This is a genomic window from Empedobacter sp. R750 (genome assembly GCF_030324345.1).
Taxonomy (GTDB): Bacteria; Bacteroidota; Bacteroidia; order Flavobacteriales; family Weeksellaceae; genus Empedobacter; species Empedobacter falsenii_C.
In genome coordinates this window covers 141,159-161,906 of the sequence record NZ_JACAGF010000005.1, presented here as the reverse complement: position 1 = coordinate 161,906, position 20,748 = coordinate 141,159, and the positions used below count along the sequence as shown (strand labels likewise).

18 protein-coding genes are annotated in these 20,748 nt (G+C 31.4%); 14 read left to right on the top strand and 4 right to left on the bottom strand.

Features of this window, described 5'->3' with window-relative positions:
• Positions 1–511: 511 nt before the first annotated feature.
• A complete protein-coding gene (locus tag HXZ74_RS07425; protein ID WP_125348933.1) occupies positions 512–1,207 on the bottom strand; it encodes an ABC transporter ATP-binding protein in 696 nt (231 codons plus the stop codon).
• 243 nt (positions 1,208–1,450) lie between these two features.
• Between HXZ74_RS07425 and HXZ74_RS07420 the strand changes: the two genes are divergently transcribed.
• The 11 genes from HXZ74_RS07420 to HXZ74_RS07370 all read left to right on the top strand — a co-directional run bounded on the left by HXZ74_RS07420 (position 1,451) and on the right by HXZ74_RS07370 (position 12,852).
• On the top strand, positions 1,451–2,272 hold the full coding sequence (locus tag HXZ74_RS07420) for a prephenate dehydratase (protein WP_038333218.1): 822 nt from the start codon (positions 1,451–1,453) through the stop codon (positions 2,270–2,272).
• Complete coding sequence (locus tag HXZ74_RS07415; protein ID WP_280061852.1) at positions 2,269–3,411, top strand: pyridoxal phosphate-dependent aminotransferase; 1,143 nt, start codon at positions 2,269–2,271, stop codon at positions 3,409–3,411. Before HXZ74_RS07420 ends, HXZ74_RS07415 begins: the two co-directional genes overlap by 4 nt.
• Positions 3,408–4,256: a prephenate dehydrogenase gene (locus HXZ74_RS07410; protein ID WP_286474656.1), complete on the top strand. Its 849-nt coding sequence runs from the start codon at positions 3,408–3,410 to the stop codon at positions 4,254–4,256. The genes HXZ74_RS07415 and HXZ74_RS07410 overlap by 4 nt, the downstream gene beginning before the upstream one ends.
• Before the next feature lie 46 nt (positions 4,257–4,302).
• Positions 4,303–5,382 (top strand): bifunctional 3-deoxy-7-phosphoheptulonate synthase/chorismate mutase type II, encoded by a 1,080-nt coding sequence (locus HXZ74_RS07405; protein WP_038333224.1) that lies wholly within the window; start codon positions 4,303–4,305, stop codon positions 5,380–5,382.
• A gap of 6 nt (positions 5,383–5,388) precedes the next feature.
• On the top strand, positions 5,389–6,309 hold the full coding sequence (gene rsgA, locus HXZ74_RS07400; protein WP_280061854.1) for a ribosome small subunit-dependent GTPase A: 921 nt from the start codon (positions 5,389–5,391) through the stop codon (positions 6,307–6,309).
• A gap of 103 nt (positions 6,310–6,412) precedes the next feature.
• Entirely contained in the window at positions 6,413–6,685 is a 273-nt protein-coding gene (locus HXZ74_RS07395; protein ID WP_280061855.1) for a hypothetical protein, read from the top strand.
• A gap of 135 nt (positions 6,686–6,820) precedes the next feature.
• Positions 6,821–7,270: a D-aminoacyl-tRNA deacylase gene (gene dtd / locus HXZ74_RS07390; RefSeq protein WP_286474653.1), complete on the top strand. Its 450-nt coding sequence runs from the start codon at positions 6,821–6,823 to the stop codon at positions 7,268–7,270.
• 19 nt (positions 7,271–7,289) lie between these two features.
• Positions 7,290–9,182, top strand: a complete 1,893-nt coding sequence (locus tag HXZ74_RS07385) for a DUF3857 domain-containing protein (protein ID WP_038333234.1) — start codon at positions 7,290–7,292, stop codon at positions 9,180–9,182.
• A gap of 7 nt (positions 9,183–9,189) precedes the next feature.
• Entirely contained in the window at positions 9,190–11,205 is a 2,016-nt protein-coding gene (locus HXZ74_RS07380) for a transglutaminase family protein (protein ID WP_286474650.1), read from the top strand.
• Positions 11,206–11,293: 88 nt separating this feature from the next.
• On the top strand, positions 11,294–11,620 hold the full coding sequence (locus HXZ74_RS07375) for a nucleotide pyrophosphohydrolase (RefSeq protein ID WP_038333238.1): 327 nt from the start codon (positions 11,294–11,296) through the stop codon (positions 11,618–11,620).
• Between the two features lie 2 nt (positions 11,621–11,622).
• Positions 11,623–12,852 carry a 3-phosphoshikimate 1-carboxyvinyltransferase gene (locus HXZ74_RS07370; protein ID WP_286474647.1) on the top strand — a complete coding sequence of 410 codons (1,230 nt, stop codon included), beginning with the start codon at positions 11,623–11,625 and terminating at the stop codon, positions 12,850–12,852.
• Between the two features lie 58 nt (positions 12,853–12,910).
• On the opposite strand, the gene HXZ74_RS07365 is transcribed toward HXZ74_RS07370, so the two are convergent.
• A complete protein-coding gene (locus HXZ74_RS07365; RefSeq protein WP_286474645.1) occupies positions 12,911–14,746 on the bottom strand; it encodes an ABC transporter ATP-binding protein in 1,836 nt (611 codons plus the stop codon).
• 152 nt (positions 14,747–14,898) lie between these two features.
• On the bottom strand, positions 14,899–15,324 hold the full coding sequence (locus tag HXZ74_RS07360; RefSeq protein WP_038333244.1) for a DUF2147 domain-containing protein: 426 nt from the start codon (positions 15,322–15,324) through the stop codon (positions 14,899–14,901).
• Positions 15,325–15,656: 332 nt separating this feature from the next.
• On the opposite strand from HXZ74_RS07360, the gene epsC reads away from it, so the two are divergent.
• The 3 genes from epsC to clpB all read left to right on the top strand — a co-directional run bounded on the left by epsC (position 15,657) and on the right by clpB (position 20,121).
• Entirely contained in the window at positions 15,657–16,430 is a 774-nt protein-coding gene (epsC, locus tag HXZ74_RS07355) for a serine O-acetyltransferase EpsC (protein ID WP_115002353.1), read from the top strand.
• Positions 16,431–16,442: 12 nt separating this feature from the next.
• Positions 16,443–17,351, top strand: a complete 909-nt coding sequence (gene cysK, locus HXZ74_RS07350; protein ID WP_115002351.1) for a cysteine synthase A — start codon at positions 16,443–16,445, stop codon at positions 17,349–17,351.
• A gap of 157 nt (positions 17,352–17,508) precedes the next feature.
• The gene (clpB, locus tag HXZ74_RS07345) at positions 17,509–20,121 is read left to right on the top strand and encodes an ATP-dependent chaperone ClpB (RefSeq protein ID WP_286474643.1); all 2,613 of its coding nucleotides are present in this window, start codon (positions 17,509–17,511) and stop codon (positions 20,119–20,121) included.
• Positions 20,122–20,175: 54 nt separating this feature from the next.
• On the opposite strand, the gene HXZ74_RS07340 is transcribed toward clpB, so the two are convergent.
• On the bottom strand, positions 20,176–20,685 hold the full coding sequence (locus HXZ74_RS07340; RefSeq protein WP_221855726.1) for a DUF2480 family protein: 510 nt from the start codon (positions 20,683–20,685) through the stop codon (positions 20,176–20,178).
• Between the last annotated feature and the right edge of the window lie 63 nt (positions 20,686–20,748).

The following is a 20,748-nucleotide window of genomic DNA, read 5'->3' as shown; positions in this document are numbered from 1 at the left end:
GGATGAATATCTGAATAATAAAGTTCAAAACTACTAACCATTAAAGGTACTGGATTAATGACTATCGCAACGATGCTTACTGAAACGATGTGTTTTAAATGTTAAAAAAAATAAAGCAATTTTCGAGTTTTGCAGATTATAATTTTATGAGAAGAGAATTAGGAACATCAGTAAAAGAGCAAACAAAAATATCTAAAAAAAGGCAACAGATATATCCGTAATACCATATATTTTCCATTTATGGGAGCTTGTAGATTTAACCTAATAATGAAGGAAGTTTATACCAAAATAAATGATAAAAATACATCAAGAATGATAGGGCAAGTCAGCAAAAACTGTTAGTTTGAAATTATACTTTATGGGAATTATACAATTTTTGATACTGATTATAATAAAGTAACCTCAGTAAAAACTGAGGCTACACAAGATACTTTAACAAAGTAAAACTCCTTTAATTTTTGTAAAGATAAAATTTTGGTCTAAATAGTTGTTTATTTAAATAGTGCCTTTTTTATTGTGTTAAAACATGAAAAGCTTCTTCCAAGTTTTTATATTGTCCTTTAAACTCTTCTATCGGTTGATCTGCCACAATTTTTCCTTTATTCAACAAGATTACACGTGAACAAAGCGCTTCCACTTCTTGCATAATATGTGTAGAAAGAATCACCGTTTTTTCCTTTCCAATCTCTTTAATTACCTCTCTAATTTCAATAATCTGATTTGGATCCAAACCATTTGTAGGTTCATCTAAAATCAAAATTTCTGGACTCGAGATAATCGCTTGCGCCAATCCGACACGTTGTTTATATCCTTTTGATAATTGATGAATTTTCTTATGTTTCTCAGGCGATAAACCTACTTTTTCGATGACTTCATCAATTTTTGATTTAGGCACATTTCGAATATTTGTGACAAATTCCAAATACTCTTTTACATACATATCCATGTACAATGGATTATTTTCTTGCAAAAATCCAATCAACTTTTTCGATTCAATTGGTTGTGTCGAAACATTAAAATCATTCACAGAAATTTCACCAGAATCTGCATTTATTGCATTGGTAATACTTTTCATCAATGTCGATTTTCCTGCTCCATTTGGTCCAAGTAAGCCAACAACTTCGCCATTATTTATCGAAAACGAAACTTTGTCTAAAGCCACTTGTTCACCGTATTTTTTTACTAAATCTGTAATGATTATTCCCATTTGATGAAAAATTTTCGATAAAATTAGCAAAAAAGATTTGGATAACTGAAAAATTATTTTTTAGATTTGTAGAACAATTAGAAAAACGAAATGGCAACATTCAATTATTTTAACGCATTCTTTTTTTACTTTTTTGGGTATTATCCAGGAGAGCAGGGACTGCGTTGTCAAAATTGATTGTTAACATTCATAATAAGATAATATAAAGTCCCGCAATTTGTGGGACTTTTTTTGTGGAAAAAAATGAAAAATAGAGTTGCAATACAAGGTTACATTGGTTCATATCATCACGAAGCTGCCAATAATTATTTAGGAAATGACATCGAAATTGTAGAATGCGACACGTTCAAAACTTTAGCAAAGTCACTTACAAAGGGAAAAGTAGACACAGCAATTATGGCAATAGAAAATACAATTGCTGGAGCAATTTTACCAAACTATGCGTTGCTAACGAAATATAATTTGAAAGTTGTTGGAGAAATTTATTTATCAATCCAACATCAATTGATGGTCAAAAAAGGACAAACTTTAGACGATGTAAAAGAAGTTCGTTCGCACCAAATGGCATTGTTACAATGTGATAAGTTCCTTGAAAAACATCCAACTTGGCGCGTTGTAAATGATATCGATACCGCATTAACAGCCAAAGATATTGTGGAGCAAGATTTACATGATGTAGCTGCAATTGCCTCAAGAAAAGCGGCAGAAGTTTATGGATTAGATATTTTAGCTTCGAGTATTCAGACGTTTCAAGATAATTTCACTCGCTTTTTTGTATTGCAACGCGAGCATAACGATTACGAAGATTTCAACAAAGTTTCGATGCGTTTTTCTGTTCCACACCAGTCTGGTGCTTTGGTTGACGTGTTAAATCAAATTGCAGAATGTGGAATAAATATGGACAAAATACAATCTGTTCCGATTATTGAAAAACCTTGGGAATACTCTTTCCACATTGATATTACGTTCGAGCAAAAAGAACAATATTATGAATTGCTTGGAAAAATTGCACGAAAATTAACGGATTTAGAAATATTAGGCGAATATAAACTGGGAAAAAAATGATAGCAGAAGCCCAACGATTACAAAGTGTTCAGGAATATTATTTCTCGAAAAAATTACAAGAAATAGCGAACATGAAAACCGACATTCCAATCATTTCATTAGGAATTGGAAGTCCAGATTTACAACCTCATCCAGATGTGATCGAGGAATTAATCAAAAGCTCGCAAAGCGGAATCAATGGCTATCAAAGTTATCGTGGAATTCCAGAAATGCGCGAAGCTATGGCAAGTTTTTACAAAAACAAGTTTGATGTAGACGCCAATCCTTCTACAGAAATTTTGCCATTAATGGGTTCTAAAGAAGGAATTATGCACATTTCTATGGCTTTTCTGAATGAAGGTGATAAAGTTTTAATTCCAAATCCTGGTTATCCAACATATTCGTCGGTTACAGAATTAGTTCAAGCAGAACCGTTGTTTTACGATTTAAAAAATGAAAATGATTGGCTTCCAGATTTTGATCAGTTAGAAAAACTAGCAGAACAAAAACCAAAAATTATGTGGCTCAATTATCCACATATGCCAACAGGAGCCAAAGCTCCAAAAGACGTTCTTAGAAAATTAGTAGAGTTTGCAACTCGTCACAATATTTTAATCGTTAATGATAATCCGTATAGTTTTATTTTGAACGATGAACCAACAAGTATTTTAGAAATTGAAGGTGCAAAAGATGTTTGTATAGAACTGAATTCATTAAGCAAAACCTTTAATATTGCAGGTTGGCGAGTAGGAATGGTGATCGGAAAAGAAAGTTTCATCAATTCTATTTTAAAAGTGAAATCAAATATGGATTCGGGAATGAATTTTGCTATACAAAAAGCCGCTACAAAAGCTCTTTTAGTTGATGATTCTTGGTACGATGAGTTGACAAAAGTTTACGCAGAAAGACGAAAAATTATTTGGGAAATCGCTGATCTCTTAAATGTAAAATATAATCCCAATGCAGCAGGAATGTTTATTTGGGCGAAGCTTCCAGAAGGAAAAGATGATAAAGAATTTATTGATGAAATTTTATACGATAAAAAAGTATTTATCACGCCAGGAAGTATTTTCGGAAGTAATGGTGAAGGATTTATTCGATTCTCACTTTGCGCACCCGTCGAGAAGTTGATTGAAGTAAAGAAAAGATTAGAAGCATGAAAACAATTTCAGTAATCGGTTTAGGATTAATCGGAGGTTCTTTTGCTTTAGCGTTAAAAAAAGTTGGTGTTGCCGAAAAAATAATCGGTGTTGATCAAAATATTGAACATCAAATACAAGCTTTAGAATTAGGAATTGTAGATGAAATTGCTCCTTTGAATGAAGCGCTTTCTCAATCAGATTTAGTGGTAATTGCAGTTCCAATTAATTCAATTCAAAATGTTTTACCAGAAATTTTAGATCAAATTAATGATAAAACAATTGTAATGGACATGGGATCGACAAAAGCTGGAATTTGTAAAAAAGTAGCAAATCACCTCAAAAGAAAACAATTTGTTGCTACACATCCAATCTCAGGAACGGAAAATTCTGGGCCAAAAGCAGCTTTTCCTGAATTGTTTTTAAACAAAGTTGCGATTTTGTGTGATGTTGAACAAAGCGAAAAAGAAGCAGTAAAAAAAGTGAGAAAAATTTATCAATCGCTTTGGATGAATGTCAAAACAATGACTTCGGATGCGCATGATGCGCACATTGCGTACGTTTCTCATCTTTCACATATTACATCTTTCGCTTTAGGACAAACAGTTTTGGAAGAAGAAAAGAATGAAGATGCAATTTTTGATATGGCTGGATCTGGTTTCGAATCTACAGTTCGTTTGGCAAAAAGTTCACCAGATATGTGGACGCCAATTTTGATTCAGAATCGAGAAAATTTACTCAATGCTATTGATGCTTATCAAACACAAATTTCTAAAATCAGAAAAATGATCGAAGAAAAAGATGCAGAAGATATTCATCAATATTTAAAAAACACAAACGACATACGTCGAATATTAAATAAATAATTACTCTCAAATAAAATAAATATTAAACCTTAAATTTGTAAATGTTATGGAAAACAATAACTGGATAAAAGAATACGACAAACCAATGATCATCGCTGGACCTTGTAGTGCAGAAAGTGAAAAACAAATGATGACAATCGCCGAAGATTTGGACAAAGATTATGTGCAAGTTTTCCGTGCGGGAATTTGGAAACCTCGTACTAAACCAAACTGTTTTGAAGGAGTTGGAGCAATCGGGTTAAACTGGTTGAAAAAAGTAAAAGACGAATTCGGAATGAAAATCGCAACTGAAATCGCCAATGCAAATCACGCAAAATTAGCGTTAGAATATGATGTTGACGTTTTATGGATTGGTGCTCGTTCTACGGTAAACCCTTTTACAGTACAAGAAATTGCAGAAGCTTTACGTGATACCGATAAAACTGTTTTGGTTAAAAATCCTGTAAATCCAGATTTAGATTTATGGATTGGTGCTTTGGAGCGTTTAGAAGGGCAAGGAATCAAAAATTTAGGTGCTATTCACCGTGGTTTCTCTTCTTACAAAAAGACAAAATACCGTAATGACCCACAATGGCAAATCGCATTAGATTTCAAAAATAAATTACCAAATATTCCTATTATTTGTGATCCATCACACATTTGTGGAAACAGAACAGGATTATTTGATGTTGCGCAGCAAGCCTTCAACTTCGAATATAATGGATTGATGATCGAAACGCATAACAATCCTGATGAAGCTTGGTCTGATGCAGCTCAACAAGTAACACCAGCGCGTTTATTAGAAATCTTGAAAGATTTAGAAATTCGTGTTTCTGATGATCCAGATGCAATTTACAAAACTGGAATTCAGAATTTACGTCATCAAATTGATGAATTAGATAATTCTATTTTAGATGCAATTGCTCAACGTATGAAAGTTGCAAACTCTATCGGAGAATTAAAAAAAGAACATAATGTGGCAGTTTTTCAGCCAGATCGTTGGAAACAAATCAAAGATAATTCTGTAAAAGCAGGAGTTTCTTTAGGTTTATCTGAGGATTTTGTTGACAAATTATTGCAAGCAATTCACCAAGAATCTGTTGCGCAACAAAACCAAATTATGGTAAAAAAAGAAGAAAAAATTTAAACAATATTGAAAGGAATTGTCATAAAATCTACTGGTAGTTGGTATCATCTTTTAACCAAAGATGGTACAACTTATCAGGCAAGAATTAGAGGAAAATTTAGAATAGCTAATATCAAACATACCAATCCAATTGCTGTTGGAGATGAGGTTGAGTTTGAGATTGACAAAGATGATATTGCTGTCATTACAAAAATTCATGATCGCAAAAATTACATCATTCGAAAATCTGTTAATCTATCCAAAAAAACGCACATTATTGCGTCTAACATTGATGTTGCATTTTTGGTTGTAACGCTTTCTAATCCCAAAACTTCGTTTGGTTTTATTGACCGTTTTTTGATTACTGCCGAGGCTTATCATATTCCCGTTGTGATTTTATTTAATAAAATGGATTCGTACACGGAAGATGAAATGGCTGAGTTAGAAATTTATAAATCAATTTACAATTCTATCGGTTACGAAAGTCTTGATATTTCTGCTGAAACAGGACTAAATTTAGACCTTGTAAAAGATCGAATGAAAGATAAAGTAAGCTTGGTTTCGGGACATTCTGGTGTTGGAAAATCAACTTTATTGAATACGTTAAATCCTGATTTAAACTTAAAAACGCACGAAGTTTCTGATTTTAATAGCAAAGGACAACATACCACAACTTTTGCCCAGATGTACGAATGGCCTTTTGGAGGTTTCATTATCGATACGCCTGGAATTAAAGAATTTGGTTTGGTTCATATCGACAAAACAGAATTACAAGGTTATTTTCCTGAAATTTTAGAACTGAAACACAATTGTAAATTTGATAATTGTATTCACGTGAACGAGCCAAAATGTGCTGTGCGTGATGCAGTAGAAAATGGTGAAATCGCAGTTTCTCGCTACGAAAATTATCTCACTTTTTTAGAAGAAGATATTTATACCGAAAAATAAAATTTGAGCCGTTTCTTATGAAATGGCTTTTTTATTTTATCAAATTACGGTTTCCCGTAAAAATAATTCAATTTCTCATTTTATTTTTGTTAAAATTAATTGAATGAGCAATTTATATGTACAAATCGCTTTAGATTTTGTGGAATGTACAAAGGAACAAAAAGAAAGATTTTTGTTGCATTTAGAAGATTTAAATTGGAAACCATTAAATCCAAATAAATTGTGGATTGCTAAATTTGATAATTCTGAAAATAAAGAAAATAAACTAAAAAATATAGAACAAGAAATCATCAAAGCAAAAGAAATATCAAAGCTCTATGAGTTAGATTATGCGATAATTGCAGATGAGGAAATCTATTTTAACCAACTAACTTAAACCTATAGCGATTGCTTTCTAAACTTAAATTACAACAAGCGTTATTGCACATTTAAAAGATGAGTTTTAACGCTTTTTTATTTGTTAAATTTTTCATAAATTTCAATCAGTTTAATACCAATTAAAACAATATTTATGCGAGTGATTTTACAGCGTGTGCAACATGCTTCTGTAAAGGTAGATGGAGAAATAACTGGGAAAATAGAAAACGGAATTTTAGCTCTGGTTGGTTTTGAACCTGATGATACGGAGGATGATTTTGAATGGATTTCGAAAAAAATAATTCAACTCCGAATTTTCAATGATGAAAATGACGTGATGAATTTGGATGTACAGCAAACAAATGGAGATATTTTGGTTGTGTCTCAATTTACGTTGCATGCTTCTACGAAAAAAGGAAATCGTCCGTCATATATCAAAGCGTCAAAACCAGACATAGCAAACGTACAATATGAAACATTTTTGAACGTTTTAGAATCAAATTTTAAACCTGTACAAAGAGGAATTTTTGGTGCAGATATGAAAGTCGAATTGTTGAATGATGGTCCAGTAACCATTTTTATCGATTCAAAAAATAAAGAATAACTTGATTAACAGATATTGAATGAAACAAACTCTACTTTTTTCAACTTTTTTAATTAGTTCATTTTCTTTTGCGCAAAACTATGCAGTCGATCAAATTCCATCCGATTTGATAAAAGATGCTTACGCTATTGTACGAAAAAATGAAGAAAAAATAGAACTTCTCAAAGTTGATGAATTAAAATATACGGAAGACGTTGTCGTAACGGTTTTGAGTAAAGCGGGCGATAATTATGTTGGTGCGCAAGCGAATTATGATGCAAATACAAAAATTGACTTATTCGAGGCAACTTTGTATGATGCAAATGGAAAAGAAATTAAAAAATTCAAGACCAAAGATTTTGGTGACCAAAGTTATGTAACAGGTGGACAAATGTACACGGATGATCGCATAAAATATTTGAATTATACTCCAACAAATTATCCTTACACGATACATTATAAAATTGTTACAACGAACAAAAATACACTTTGGATTCCGCGTTGGTCACCTATACGAGCAGCGAATTTATCAATCGAAAAATCGTCTTATCAATTTGTAAATAAAACATCTTCAACTATTCGATTGAAAGAAGATAATTTTAAAGGTTTTGACATTGCAAAAACAGGAGATAACAATAATTTGAGCTATTCATTAAACAATGTTTTGGCATTTAATGAAGAAGATCAAATGGTTGGAAGTCAAAAAATATTTCCTCGCGCTATTTTAGCTTCAAATCAAATTAATATCGATGGTGTTAAAGGAAATTTTGACAATTGGAATGATTACGGAAAATGGACTTTTGATAATTTAATTCGTTCAAAATTAGATTTTACTCCATCTCAAAAATTAACTTTTCAAAATATGGTCAAAGATGCAAAATCGGACGAAGAAAAAGTTCAGATTTTGTACAAACATTTGCAAAATAAAGTTCGATATATTGGCGTACAACTGGGAATTGGAGGACTTTCGCCTTTTCCAAATTCTTATGTTGAGAGCAAAAGTTATGGCGATTGCAAAGCCTTATCTAATTATATGATTGGAATGTTAGATGCAGTGAATATCAAATCGTATCACACCATATTATTTGCTGGAAATCCAATTGATATTGATGAACAAATGATGTATCAACAAGGAAATCACATGATTGTTTATATACCTCTAAATGGAAAAGATATTTGGTTAGAAGCAACAAGTCAAACAGCTCCTTATAATTATTTAGGTGATTTTGCAGGAAATAGAAAAGTATTAATTGTTGATGAAAAAGGCGGAAAAATTATTCCTTCGCAACAATTCAAAACAGAAGATAATCAATTATTCGTCAATGGAAATGCAACACTTTTAGCAGATGGAACATTAAATTTTGATTTTTCTGAAACTTCCAAAGGTTTGATTTATGAGAATTTTGCAAGATTTAATCAATTAAGCGAAAAAGATCTTGATGTTCGTTTAAAAAATCGATTTTCTTACTTACAAGGAATATCATTCAAAAAGAAAGAATTTAATAATGATTGGAAAAATGCTGTTTTTACTTCAAATTTCGAGTTTTCAGCACCAAATTATGCTAAAATTCAAGGAAATAACATCATTCTGAATATTATTCCAGTGAATAAAGAAGAGACTTCTGTCAAAAAAATGAAAGATAGAAAGTTTGATTTCAACATCGAGACAGGATATGTTGACGAAGTTTCGTATACATTGACACTTCCTTCTGGTTATAAATTACCACAAAAATTTGATGCTATAACCGTGAAATCTGCTTTTGGAGAATATCAATTAGAAATCAATCCGAAAGAAAATAATGCATTCGAAATAAAACGTATTTACAAACAATTTTCTGGAACTTTTTCGAAAGAAAAATACAACGAATATGTAGAATTTCGTAGACAGATTTCGGGTTACGACAACACAAAACTACTTTTAGAAAAATTATAACACTAATATGAAAACAATATTTACGATTGTTGCGACAGTTGCAACTGTTTCGAGTTTTGCACAAGATGTAAAATTTGGAAAACTATCTAAACAAGATTTCGAGAAAACAAAAAGTACAATTCAAACTGATGCTCCAGCAGAAGTTTTATATGCTGACGGAAATTATAAAGTTAGTTTTAATACCAATCAAGGAGGTGTTGAGCAAACAAAGAAAGTATTTTATAGAATAATTGTATTTGATAAAGATAAAACACCAGATGATGTTTTGAAAGTTGAAATTCCTCTTTACAAAAGTTCAGGATCGGATCAAGATAAATTAATCTCCTTAAAAGCTATTACTTATAACTTAGAAAATGGTAAAATTGTTGAACAAAAAGTTGAGAAAAAAGATATTTTCTTAGATAAAGTACATCGTTTTTTAGACAAACAAACTTTTACGTTTCCTAATGTAAAAAATGGATCTATTTTAGAATACACCTACGAAATAGTTTCTCCATTTGTTCGACAAACTGATACGTGGTATTTTCAAGGATCTATTCCTGTAGTTACAAGTAATTTTACGTTCCAAAATCAGGAATACTTTAATTATCAACAAGATTTGAGAGGTGGATTTGCTCCGAAAATTTCAAAAAATTCAAAGGAAGATACGTTTACAAGTACTTCATTTGGACAAAGAGGAGCTACATTTAACGGAGGTATTGGTAAACAAGGAGCCACAACAGAAAATATAAAATTAAAAATCAATACACTAACCTATTCATTAACTAATTTACCTTCTTATTCTCGCGAAGCATATGTACTTAATCCAAGAAATATGTTAGCAAGTGTACAGTTCGAATTAGCTTCTTTTATTGCACCAGGAAGAACTTCAGAAAATTATGCAACAACTTGGGATCGAATTGGAAAAGATTTAATGGATCAAGAGGATTTTGGTAGACAATTGAATGGAAATAATTTCTTAGATGAAACTGTAAACGCTATAATTGCTGGTAAAGCAACAAACAACGAAAAAGTGTCTGCTATTTTTGAATATGTGAAAAATAATTTTACTTGGAATGAATATCATGGTGTAACAACAGAAAAAGGGTTGAGAAAAACTTTTAACGAAAAATCTGGGAATTCTGCTGATATTAATCTTATGCTTACAACTATGTTGCGTAAAGCTGGATTAGACGCAAATCCAATTGTTTTGAGTACGTTGCAAAATGGTTTAATCAATTATTCGTTTCCTTCTCGTAGCAAATTGAATTATGTAATTGTTGGAACAACTATAGATAATGAGTTTTATTTGATGGATGCAACTGATAAAAATGCTCAAATTAATTTGTTACCAATTCGAGCAATTAACGATCGCGGATTTATGGTAAATGATAAAGGAATCAAAGAAGTTCCTTTGCGTAATTCGGTTATGACCAATGATAAAAAATCAATTACAGCTGATTTAAAAGCAGACGGAACATTAACTGGAAATTTTTCGAATGTTCGCGATAATTATTTTTATATGTTTGATAAAAGTGAAATCGCAGATGATCCAAAAGCGTTCGAAAAAGAATTTATAGAAGATTATAATTTTGAAATTTCAGAATTTAAAACACAAGACAACAAGCAAAATTTAATTCGTCATCAATTCAAATTTGATGATATTAAAGTAGATGTGGCTGGAAATAAAATATTATTCAATCCATTTTTATTTGTTGCGAATACAAAACATAATTTAAATCTAGATCAACGTAATTATAACATTGAATTTGGAGCACCAACTACGAATACAAATACAGTTAAAATTAAAATTCCAGAAGGTTACAAAGTCGAATCTTTGCCAACAGAAAAACAATTTACAATGCCCGATCAAGCTGGTGGTTATGCGTATAAAGTAATTGAGAAAGATGGTTTTATTATCGCTGAAGCCCAAAAAGTCATTCCATATAGTATTTTACCTGCGCAATATTACAAACCATTGAAAGAATTTTTAACAAATATTATTAATGCAGAAAGTCAGCAAGTGATTTTGGTAAAACAATAAAAAATATTCTAAACATCGAATAAAGCCAACTCCAAATACGAGTTGGCTTTTTATTTTTGTACCTTTAACTTTTAAAATTTAAGATAAGATGAGCCTTAAACAAGCACAAACAGACGTTGATAATTGGATCAAAGAACATGGTGTTCGCTATTTTAACGAGTTAACAAATATGGCACAACTAACCGAAGAGGTTGGAGAAGTTGCTCGTATTATTGCGCGTCGTTACGGTGAACAATCGGAGAAAGAATCAGATAAAAACAAAGATCTTGGCGAAGAATTGGCAGATGTTATTTTTGTAGCACTTTGTTTGGCGAATCAAACAGGTGTTGATTTAGAATCAGCTTTTTACAAAAAATTAGATTACAAAACAAAACGTGACCACGATCGTCATCAAAATAATGATAAATTAAAATAAATATGATTGAAATTTCTGCTCTAAAATCTCCGATAAATAATCAATTAGCCATCACAGGTTCTAAAAGCGAAAGCAATCGTTTGTTGTTATTAAGTCAATTATTTGAGAATGTTTTGACATTAGAAAATGTTTCAAATTCAGAAGATTCTCAATTAATGCAAAAAGCGTTAGCGAACAAAACTGATTTAGTTGATATTCACCATGCGGGAACTGCAATGCGATTTTTAACGGCTTATTTTTCTATTCAAGATGGACGAAAAATAACGTTAACAGGCTCTGAAAGAATGAAACAACGACCAATAAAAGTTTTGGTTGACGCCTTGAATGAGTTGGGTGCAGAAATTTCGTATCAAGAAAACGAAGGTTATCCACCTTTATCGATTGTAGGAAAAAAAATAACGAAAGATTCTATTACAATTCCTTCTAATATTAGTTCTCAATATATCTCAGCTTTATGTTTGATAGGAACAAAATTAGAAAATGGATTAACGATAAATCTTGATGGAAAAATTATTTCTGTTCCTTATATTCAAATGACAATTCAGTTGTTGAATAAAGTCGGAATTAATGCAATTTTCGAAGGAAATACAATCAAAATTCCTTTTACTGAAAACATCAAAGCTCAAACTTTACAAGTAGAATCAGATTGGAGTTCAGCTTCATATTATTATAGTTTGATTGCTTTATCTAAAAATTCGGAAGTGAAAATTTCTACTTATTTCGAAGATTCTTTACAAGGAGATTCAGCTTTACAACATATTTATGCAGAAAATTTTGGTGTAATTTCAACTTTTGAAAATGGAGTTTTAACATTGAAAAATGATGAAAATTTCACTCCAAAATCTATCATCGAATTAAATTTAATCAACACTCCTGATATTGCGCAAACTATTTCGGCAACCTGTGTGGGATTGAAAGTAAAATGTCATTTAACAGGTTTGGAAACACTAAAAATTAAAGAAACCGATCGTTTGGTTGCACTTAAAAATGAGTTGGAAAAATTTGGAGCAATTATTACAATTACAAACGATTCTTTAACAATTGAGGGTTATAATAATTATACAGAAACGCCAACTTTAGCGACTTACAATGATCATAGAATGGCAATGTGTATGGCGCCTTTGGCTCAAATTTACCCAATTCGAATTGAGAATGAGATGGTCGTAGAAAAATCATATCCAACATTTTGGGAAGATTGGAAAAAACTTGGTTTTGAAATTAAATCGATTTAAAATATAAACTAAAAAATCCGCTTAATAAGCGGATTTTTTTAGTTTATAAAGTTAAGTTTTATTCAAAATTCTGCATATTTACCAAATTAGCATAAACGCCTTTTTTCTCGATAAGGGAATGATGATTTCCTTCTTCAATAATTCTTCCTGCTTCCATTACCACAATTTTATCTGCATTCTGAATGGTTGATAAACGGTGCGCAATAACCAAAGAAGTACGATTTTGCATCATATTATTCAAAGCAACTTGCACCAATTTTTCAGATTTAGTATCCAAAGCAGAAGTTGCTTCATCCAAAACCATAATCGGTGGATTTTTATAAACCGCACGCGCAATACTTAAACGTTGTTTTTGTCCACCAGAAAGTTTACTTCCTCCCTCACCTACTGACTCTTGATACTTTTCTGGCATTTTTACAATAAACTCTTCCGCATTTGCAATTTGCGCTGCATGTTCTACTTTTTCTAAATTTGGAGATTTATCCCCTAATGAAATATTATTAAAAATTGTATCATTAAACAGAATCGAATCTTGCGTAACCAAACCAAATAACAAGCGATAATCATGTAATTTTATATGTTTGATATCAATTCCATCAATCAAAATTTGACCAGATTTTACATCCCAAAAACGAGTAATTAAATTAGCCAAAGTTGATTTTCCAGAACCAGACTGCCCAACTAAAGCAACCGTTTCTCCTTTGTTAATTGTTAAATTAAAATTCTCAATTACATTATGTTTTCCATAAGCAAATGTCACATTTCTAAACTCAATTTTATCTTCAAACGCATCAATTCCTTTAGCATCTGGAACATCTTTTATCGAAACGTCAGCATCCAAAACTTCAAAAATTCTCTTTGCAGAAACTTCTCCTTTTTGTACATCTGATAATGCTTTCGAAAAGCGTTTAATCGGATCTAATAATGTATAAAATGTTGCGATATAAAAGATGAATTGTGAACCTGTTAAACCATTTCCTTCTAACGATAACTTACCTCCAAAAAAAACAATTAATCCAATTGTAACAGCACCTAAAAATTCACTTGTTGGTGAAGCTAAAGCACGTTTTTTCATTACTTTTTGAAGATATTTTCGATAACGATTAATCGATTCATCAAAACGACCTTTTACTTGATCTTCAGCATTAAAAATTTTGATAATCTTAAGAGAAGAAAGTGTTTCGTCTACATAAGTAATAATATTAGATAATTCGTCTTGCGCATGAGTAGCAGCTTTTTTGAGACTTTTTCCAATCAACGAAATAATTGTTCCCATAATCGGGAAAACCAAAATAGCAAAAATCGTTAATTGATAACTTACAGTAAATAAGAATATCACAAAAACAATAATCATAATTGGTGAACGCACAAGTTCTACAAAAGAATTTAAGATATTCGATTCAACTTCATTTACATCACTTGACATACGATTTATCATATCGCCTTTTCGTTTTTCTGTAAAATAAGCAACTGGTAAATCGATAATTTTATTATGAATATCCACTCGCAAATCGCGTGTAACCCCAGAACGTAAATCGACCAAACAAGTTTCTGAAAGAAAACTGAAAATATTACGAAACAAAAATGCAATAATAAATACAACACACGAAATTGCTAATACATAAACTGGACCTTCGGTTTGCGACAATTGATTCATATAATAGCCCGAATAATCAGAAAAAAATTGTTTCAAATCAACTAAATGACCTGAATAAATCGGTTTGACTGTAATGTGTTTTTTATCTTCTCCGAAAAGCACACTCAATATAGGCATCATGAATGCTAATGCAACAATATTAAATAATGCATACATTAAATTAAAAAAAATTGCTGCAACAAATGAAGATTTGTAAGGTTTTATATAAGCAAACGCTCTGTTTTTATATGAACTCATTAATTTATTTTAGAAATAATCAAAAACTAAAGTTTTGAAGTTACAAATTTAAGCAAAAAAAATAATGACTATTCTTTTAGAAATAGTCATTATAGAGTAAAATTTTGTGGGTTTGATTACTCAGAGTAACCTTTTCGTTTTTGTTTTGATTTTTATTTAACTCGTTGCCAAGTTTGCGTTCTTCCTACAAGAGAAATCCCGATAAAACCTCTTACGTCTAATTTATCATTTCCGTTAAGAGACATTTTTGCTTTGTATTCCTTTCCACTATTAGGATCAATGATTTTTCCACCATTCCATTCTTTTCCATCTTTTTTAAGACCAGAAAGAATTTGCATTCCTAAAATTGGTTTATTTTTTAATGCGCCTGAACAATCTGTACATTTTGCATCTTCTTTTCCTTTTGTTAAAATCTTAGTGACTTTACCATAAAGTTTTCCATCTTTTTCGAAAATCTCTACGTAAGACTTCGCCTGTTTTGTCTCATCATCAATTGTTTTCCAAGTTCCAATTGGTGATTGCGCATACATTAAAGATGTCAACATAAAGAATAATCCGAATAAAATTGATTTTTTCATATTTTTATCCTTTAAAATTTATTTCACTAAAATAACTATTTTTTAGTGTAAATAAAACACTATGCTTTATTTTTTATAAAAATAATCTTTTTTAAACACATAAACCCTTTTATAATATTGATTACTAGTTATTTAATTTGATAAATAATTTTAAATAAATAAAAATAGATTTTATTCATAAAAGTCAAAACAGTGTATTATTATGCTTACATAGCAATAATAAAAGAGAAAGCATTTTTATGGGTTTTGTCATTTTTTCGACAATTTCTTCTTCAAGAATAAAAAAATGAATACATTTGTCTACTATTTTTATAGAGTTTATAGATTTAAGAATGAATCAGCTTACGAAATACAGTTTACCATTTAGAAAACAAGAAGTAGAACCGTTGATAGAATCCATTATTTATGATGAGATTTTTCAACAACCAAATCCTTTGTATAAGAAAGAAGATTTACTCAATCAATTCAATTCTATCTTGTTAAAAATTGTTCCTGAGGAGAAGTCGAATCAAATTAGTTTATACTTTTTTGAACAATTCAAACAACTTAGACAAGAATTAGAAGAACTGATTTTTGTTTTTTATGCAAATGATCCTGCATCTAAATCAGAAATTGAAATCATTTTAGCTTATCCAGGTTTTTTTGCGATTGCAATTCACCGTTTAGCACATATTCTCTATAAATTAAATACGCCAATTCTTCCCCGTTTTTTTTCTGAATATGCACATTCTAAAACTGGAATTGATATTCATCCTGGTGCTACAATTGGAAAAAATTTTTATATCGATCATGGTACAGGAATTGTGATTGGAGAAACAACATTGATTGGTGATCATGTAAAAATTTACCAAGGCGTAACATTAGGAGCGTTTTATGTTTCGAAAAATTTGGCTGATAAAAAACGTCATCCAACAATAGAAAACAATGTCACGATTTATGCTGGAGCCACTATTTTGGGAGGAACAACTGTAATTGGAGAAAATTCTGTAATCGGTGGAAATGTTTGGATTACAGAAAGTATAGAAGAAGATTCTGTTGTCTATCAAGAGAATCAACCGCAAATAAAAAAACAAAAAAAAGAACAACATATCAATTATATCATCTAAAACCTTACAACAATGATTTACAATAACGTATTAGAAACTATTGGAAATACACCAATTATTAAACTGAATAAATTATTTCCCAACCATAATGTTTATATTAAAGTAGAAAAACAAAATCCAGGTGGATCAATTAAAGATCGTATTGCTTTAGCAATGATTGAAGATGCGGAAAAAGCTGGAATTTTAAAACCTGGAGGAACAATTATAGAACCTACTTCGGGTAATACAGGAATTGGCTTATCATTTGTTGCAGCTGTAAAAGGTTACAAAATGATTATCACAATGCCAGAATCAATGTCAATTGAGCGTCGAAAAATTATGGAAGCTTATGGTGCTGAATTTGTTTTAACGCCAAAAGAATTAGGAATGAAAGGCGCTATTGCAAAAGCACAAGAATTAGCCGAAACAATAGAAGGCGCTTGGGTTCCGCAACAATTTGAGAATAGTTCGAATCCGACAGTTCATTATAATACAACTGCAAAAGAAATTCTTTCTGATTTTCCACAAGGAGTAGATTATTTAATCACAGGAGTTGGAACAGGTGGACATCTTTCTGGAATTGGAAAAGCATTGAAAGAAATTAATTCTTCAACAAAAGTTATCGCTGTAGAACCAACCGATTCTCCTGTCATTTCAGGAGGAAATCCTGGTCCACACGCGATTCAAGGAATTGGAGCAGGCTTTATTCCAACTAATTTAGATACTTCAATTGTTGATTCTTCTATTCAAATTACAAAAGAAGAAGCATATGAATTTGCAAAAAAAGTGGCTAAAGTAGAAGGTTTATTTGTTGGAATTTCGACAGGAGCTTCGCTGGCTGCAGTTGCAAAAACATTGAATGAAGTAGACAAAGAAGCAAAAATATTAACTGTCAACTACGATACTGGCGAACGCTATTTATCAGTAGAAGGTTTATTTTAAATACTATAAAAATTTTTAAACGAGAGGAGATGTTGTCAAAATGTCTCCTTTTTTTATTCAATATAGTCAAAAAGTCAGTTTTTAGGTTTTATTTCTACTTTGGAATTTTTTTTGATGAAGTACAACAAACAAAACCAATATAAAAAACTAAAAACCAATGGATTTTAATCAATTTACAATAAAGGGTCGTGAGGCGATTCAAGCAGCGCAGCAAATTGCAGTTGCTAAAAAAAATCAAGCAATAGAACCAGCTCATATTTTAGGCGGAATGATAGATGTTGATGAAAACGTGTTATCATTAATCTTGGAAAAACAAGGTGTAAAAATGGATATGTTGAAACCAGAGCTGGATTTAGAAATCAATAAATATCCAAAAATTGAAGGTCAACAAGGAAATCATCTTTCCAATTCATCTAACCAAATTTTGCAATCTGCACAAGAAATTGCAAAAGAGATGAACGATGATTTTATCACATTAGAGCATTTATTATTAGGTATAATCAAGAATGTATCACCTGTAAGTCAGTTATTAAAAAATAGAGGTGTTACATTCGACAACACAAAAAAATTAGTAACAGAATTGAGAAACGGAGAAAGAGTAACTTCTGAAAACGCAGAAGGAACATATAATTCATTAAATAAATACGCTAAAAATTTAACAGATTTAGCAAAAGAAGGAAAATTAGATCCTGTAATTGGACGTGACGAAGAAATTCGTCGTGTTTTACAAATTCTATCTCGTCGTACAAAAAATAACCCAATCCTTATTGGTGAACCAGGTGTTGGTAAAACTGCTATAGCAGAAGGTTTAGCTCATCGTATCATCAATGGAGATGTTCCTGAAAATCTTTTGAATAAACAAATTTTTTCATTGGATATGGGAGCTTTGGTTGCGGGTGCAAAATACAAAGGTGAGTTCGAAGAGCGTTTGAAAGCCGTTGTAAAAGAGGTAACTGCTTCGAATGGAGAAATTATTTTATTCATCGATGAGATTCACACGCTTGTTGGTGCTGGCGGTGGCGGAGAAGGCGCAATGGATGCAGCAAACATCCTAAAACCTGCTTTGGCTCGTGGCGAATTACGTTCGATTGGTGCTACAACTTTGAATGAATATCAAAAATATTTTGAAAAAGATAAAGCTTTAGAGCGTCGTTTCCAGAAAGTAATGGTTGAAGAGCCAGATGAAGAATCTGCAATTTCTATTCTGCGTGGAATCAAAGATAAATATGAGCAACACCATAAAATTGGAATCAAAGACGAAGCAATTATTGCGGCTGTAAAATTATCAACACGTTATATTACAGATCGTTTTTTACCAGATAAGGCCATCGATTTGATGGACGAAGCGGCTTCTAAGTTGAGAATGGAAATGAATTCTAAACCAGAAGATTTAGATAAATTAGATCGTAGAATTATTCAGTTGGAAATAGAAATTGAAGCGATAAAACGTGAAAATGATGAGAAAAAATTGAATCTTTTGAAAGAAGAATTATCTAATCTTCAAGACGAAAGAAATCAATTGAATTCAAAATGGGAAGCGGAAAGAAATCGTGCCGATGAAGTTCAAGATTTAAGAAAATCTATCGAAAATATCAAATTCGAAATTGAGCGTGCAAAACGTGATTATGATTATGCAAAAGCCTCAAAATTAGAGTTTGAAGATTTAGTAAATGCAAAAAATAATTTAGAAGAAGCTGAACATAATCTTGAACAGAATAAACAAAACAAACTAGTAAAAGAGTTTGTTGATGCAGATGATATTGCAGAAGTTGTATCAAAATGGACTGGAGTTCCAGCTCAGAAAATGATGCAATCTGACCGCGAAAAATTATTGAATTTAGAAAGCGAATTACACAAACGTGTACTTGGACAAGAAGAAGCAATTACGGCTGTTTCTGATGCAATTCGTCGTTCTCGCGCAGGTCTTAGTGACGAAGGAAAACCAATTGGTTCGTTCTTATTCTTAGGTTCGACTGGTGTTGGGAAAACTGAGTTAGCAAAAGCTTTGGCTGAATTTTTATTCGATGATGAAAATGCAATGACTCGTATCGACATGTCCGAATATCAGGAGCGACATGCAGTTTCTCGCTTGGTTGGGGCACCTCCGGGTTACGTTGGTTACGACGAAGGTGGTCAGTTAACAGAAGCAGTTCGTCGTCGTCCTTATTCAGTTATTTTGTTGGACGAAATTGAGAAAGCGCATCCAGATGTTTTCAATATTTTGTTACAAGTTTTGGATGACGGACGTTTGACAGACAACAAAGGTCGTGTGGTTAACTTTAAAAATACGATTATCATTATGACATCGAATTTTGGTTCTCATACGATTTTGGATAAATTCTCGAATATTGACGAAAATAATGTGGCGCAAGTTTATGATGAAACAAAAGATGTCGTTTTTGAGGAATTGAAACAAAACTTTAGACCAGAATTTTTGAATCGTATTGATGAAATTATTTTGTTCCGTCCATTGAGTGAAAATCAAATTTCTGGAATCGTGAATATCTATTTAAGCGGAGTTGCTAAGAAATTAGCACAACGTGATATTACATTAGATATTACGCCAGAAGCTGTCGATTATTTAGCAAGAAAAGGCTACGATCCACAATTCGGAGCACGACCATTGAAACGAGTTATTCAACAAGATGTATTAAATGAACTTTCAAAAGAAATTTTAAAAGGAACAATAAATGATAATGATGCGGTTTTAATCGATTATTTCGAAGAAAAATCTGGAGATAATAAATTAGTTTTCAGAACTAATCAATAAGTATATTACGATTTTATTCATGTGTAAAAAAATCCGCTCGTTGAGCGGATTTTTTTATTTCTTCTTTTTATAAAGCGGAACAGTGCTACACGCTTCACCAAACATTAACGAACTTACAATTGGTTGTAAACGTTCAATCAACTGAATATAAGCTGATTCTGGTACAGGTTTGTGAGAGCAACCTTTCACAATTATTTTTCCATCAACATAATCTTCATAAGGCAAATGATCTACAATTTCTGTGTACAAAATCGTATCCAAATCTTGTAAACTTCCATGTACAATTCGTTTCGCAATTGGCGACAAATAGGTTGCGACCAACAAATAAGCCCAAGACGGAACAATCGCATCCGCAGTACACGTTAACGCTACATATTTATCTTGATATTGTGTCCAATCATGATTTTTCAGATTTTCTCTAAAATCCTTTTCTCTAAGAATCAATTCTTCATATAACCAATCTTTCAAGTCAAAAACAACACGATCTCCATCAGGGTAATAATCCTGTAAATCAATTGTTACTAAACTACTATTGGCAACTTTATTTATAATTTCGTCTGACATTTTTCTTTGTTTGAAAGAGTAAATTTACGCAATAAAAAACATTGAAATCTACTCCACTTATAG

Excerpts from the sequence above, each read along its gene's own strand:
- HXZ74_RS07415 (WP_280061852.1), top strand. The coding sequence starts at position 2,269 with ATGATAGCAGAAGCCCAACGATTACAAAGTGTTCAGGAATATTATTTC.
- HXZ74_RS07420 (WP_038333218.1), top strand. The coding sequence starts at position 1,451 with ATGAAAAATAGAGTTGCAATACAAGGTTACATTGGTTCATATCATCAC.
- cysK (WP_115002351.1), top strand. The coding sequence starts at position 16,443 with ATGATTTACAATAACGTATTAGAAACTATTGGAAATACACCAATTATT.
- HXZ74_RS07405 (WP_038333224.1), top strand. The coding sequence starts at position 4,303 with ATGGAAAACAATAACTGGATAAAAGAATACGACAAACCAATGATCATC.
- HXZ74_RS07370 (WP_286474647.1), top strand. The coding sequence starts at position 11,623 with ATGATTGAAATTTCTGCTCTAAAATCTCCGATAAATAATCAATTAGCC.
- HXZ74_RS07380 (WP_286474650.1), top strand. The coding sequence starts at position 9,190 with ATGAAAACAATATTTACGATTGTTGCGACAGTTGCAACTGTTTCGAGT.
- HXZ74_RS07385 (WP_038333234.1), top strand. The coding sequence starts at position 7,290 with ATGAAACAAACTCTACTTTTTTCAACTTTTTTAATTAGTTCATTTTCT.
- HXZ74_RS07425 (WP_125348933.1), bottom strand. The coding sequence starts at position 1,207 with ATGGGAATAATCATTACAGATTTAGTAAAAAAATACGGTGAACAAGTG.
- epsC (WP_115002353.1), top strand. The coding sequence starts at position 15,657 with ATGAATCAGCTTACGAAATACAGTTTACCATTTAGAAAACAAGAAGTA.
- clpB (WP_286474643.1), top strand. The coding sequence starts at position 17,509 with ATGGATTTTAATCAATTTACAATAAAGGGTCGTGAGGCGATTCAAGCA.
- HXZ74_RS07340 (WP_221855726.1), bottom strand. The coding sequence starts at position 20,685 with ATGTCAGACGAAATTATAAATAAAGTTGCCAATAGTAGTTTAGTAACA.
- HXZ74_RS07410 (WP_286474656.1), top strand. The coding sequence starts at position 3,408 with ATGAAAACAATTTCAGTAATCGGTTTAGGATTAATCGGAGGTTCTTTT.
- dtd (WP_286474653.1), top strand. The coding sequence starts at position 6,821 with ATGCGAGTGATTTTACAGCGTGTGCAACATGCTTCTGTAAAGGTAGAT.
- HXZ74_RS07365 (WP_286474645.1), bottom strand. The coding sequence starts at position 14,746 with ATGAGTTCATATAAAAACAGAGCGTTTGCTTATATAAAACCTTACAAA.
- HXZ74_RS07375 (WP_038333238.1), top strand. The coding sequence starts at position 11,294 with ATGAGCCTTAAACAAGCACAAACAGACGTTGATAATTGGATCAAAGAA.
- HXZ74_RS07360 (WP_038333244.1), bottom strand. The coding sequence starts at position 15,324 with ATGAAAAAATCAATTTTATTCGGATTATTCTTTATGTTGACATCTTTA.
- HXZ74_RS07395 (WP_280061855.1), top strand. The coding sequence starts at position 6,413 with ATGAGCAATTTATATGTACAAATCGCTTTAGATTTTGTGGAATGTACA.